The organism is Candidatus Phytoplasma australasiaticum subsp. ipomoeae (genome assembly GCF_024425275.1).
GTDB lineage: Bacteria > Bacillota_I > Bacilli_A > Acholeplasmatales > Acholeplasmataceae > Phytoplasma > Phytoplasma australasiaticum.
In genome coordinates this window covers 1-2263 of the sequence record NZ_JALQCV010000025.1, presented here as the reverse complement: position 1 = coordinate 2263, position 2263 = coordinate 1, and the positions used below count along the sequence as shown (strand labels likewise).

Genomic DNA, 2263 nt, shown 5'->3' with positions numbered 1-2263 from the left:
CGTAAGAAGGTAAATTATGGCAAGCCGGATGCTTGGAAACTTGCTTGTCCGGTTTAGATGGGGGCTGTTTGTAATAGATATCAAAAATACCAATTTTGATATTGAAACGCAAATATTCTATCCATATATTAATAAAACAACATAATTTAAATAAAAATACTTTTTTACATGCTTTTACTGATGGAAGAGATACATCTCCCCAATCAGGTTTAAGTTATATAAAACTTTTAATAGAATTAGGTTTTAAAATTGGTTCTATATCTGGAAGATATTATTCTATGGATCGGGGCGCCAAAGAGGCCTAAATATCCAGTGATTTAACCAATCACCAGTGCAGATAAACACTGAAAGGATAAGAATGGTTCCTTAAAGGAAACAATAAGGAATTACAGCAGTTCTTAAAAGCGGGTTGCGACGAAGTCAGTTAGTCAAAAAGATTCCGCCACCTAATAATCCCATGGATAAGCCTGAAAGGGCCTAAGAAGCTAAGAAGATGTAATAAGCTAACCTGTCTCATAAACTACTATAAACGAGCAGTCCAGAGACTATCAATATACTTGATCCGTATTGGATAGTTTATCAATTAAAAACCTGGAATCTCACCATTAGTAAATGGTCACTTCCCCTAACGGATTAAGGTCGATATTTAGAGTAACTTGGAGAATCCTAAAAGCTAGTTATTAAATTAACTAATAATGAAATAAAAGTCATTAGGCTCAAGGATAAAGCGACTTTTTAGTAGTCGGAGGAGTAAAACTTAATTTGGAATAATTAAGTTAATCGCCCTCCCGAGATGAAGGTTAACGACCTTTATAGGGCGAAAGAAGTCAGTAATTTATTGCAACTAATTAAGTGATGGACACCAAATTAGTGCTCAAAAGAGGATAAATTATGGCAAGCCGGATGCTTGGAAACTTGCTTGTCCGGTTTAGATGGGGGCTGTTTGTAATAGATATCAAAAATACGAATTTTGATATTGAAACGCAAATATTCTATCTATATAGATAATAATTGGGAACGTTTAAATAAGGTTTATAATATGTTAATTTCAGGTGATACACCTATTTATGAACCTTTAGAGGGGATTCAAAGTGCCTACAATCAAGGTATTACTGATGAATTTATTCCTCCTTTTATTTGTAATACCCAAAGTTTAATTAATGATGATGATGGGATTATTTTTGTTAATTTTAGACCAGATCGAGCAGTAAGATTAGCTGTAGCTTTATCTAATCCTTTGCAAATTAATCATTTTCAAACACCAAATAAAACAATTTTCAAACCAAAAAAAATAATTAAAAATATTTTATTAGTTACAAATAGTTATTATTCTCATTTAGTAAAGGGATGTGTTGCTTTTGAGCAAAATGAATTAAAAAATATTTATAGCGAAGTTATTTATAAACATGGGTTAACACAATTAAGAATTGCTGAAACAGAAAAATATCCCCATGTAACATTCTTTTTTGACGGGGGTAAAGAAAAAAATTTACCTAATATAAAAAAAATATTAATTCCTTCTCCTAAAGTAGATACTTACGATCAGAAACCTGAAATGAGTGCTTTTCAAGTTGCTGCAGAAGCTAAAAAAGCAATATTAACAGGTAATTTTGATACTATGATTTTAAATTTTGCGAATCCTGATATGGTAGGACATACAGGATCTTTAAACGCCACTATTAAAGCAATAGAAGTTGTAGATAAATGTTTAAATATAGTAACAGAAACTATTTCATCCGTAGGCGGAACAGCTGTTATTGTAGCAGATCATGGTAATGCAGAACAGATGTGTGATGAATATGGAAATCAACATACAGCTCACACTACAAATTTAGTACCTATTATTATAACCGATAATTCTTTAACTTTGCGATCAGGAGCTTTATGTGATGTAGCCCCAACTTTATTGCAATTATTAAAATTAAATAAACCTCAGGAAATGACTGGAAAAAGTTTAATTTTATCAAAAAAATAAAATAAATCGATTAATTGATAAATTTTATTTATTTATTATTAAAAATTAAAATATTAAATAATATCTAAGGAGTTTATAAGGAAATGCCTTTTATTAAAAATATTATTGCTCGTGAAGGGGCGCCAAAGAGGCCTAAATATCGTGTGATTTGACCAATCACTAGTGCAGATAAACACTGAAAGGATAAGAATGGTTCATTAAACGAAAGAATAGTGAATTACAGCAGTTCTTAAAAGCGGGTTGCGACGAAGAAGTAGTTAGTCAAAAAGATTCCGCCACCTAATAATC

General features: G+C 31.2%; 2 pseudogenes. Both read left to right on the top strand.

The window, feature by feature from the left end:
* Positions 1–128: 128 nt before the first annotated feature.
* Positions 129–287: pseudogene (locus NQK76_RS02445) on the top strand (2,3-bisphosphoglycerate-independent phosphoglycerate mutase); the annotation flags it as partial.
* Between the two features lie 695 nt (positions 288–982).
* Positions 983–1975: pseudogene (gene gpmI, locus NQK76_RS02440) on the top strand (2,3-bisphosphoglycerate-independent phosphoglycerate mutase); the annotation flags it as partial.
* Between the last annotated feature and the right edge of the window lie 288 nt (positions 1976–2263).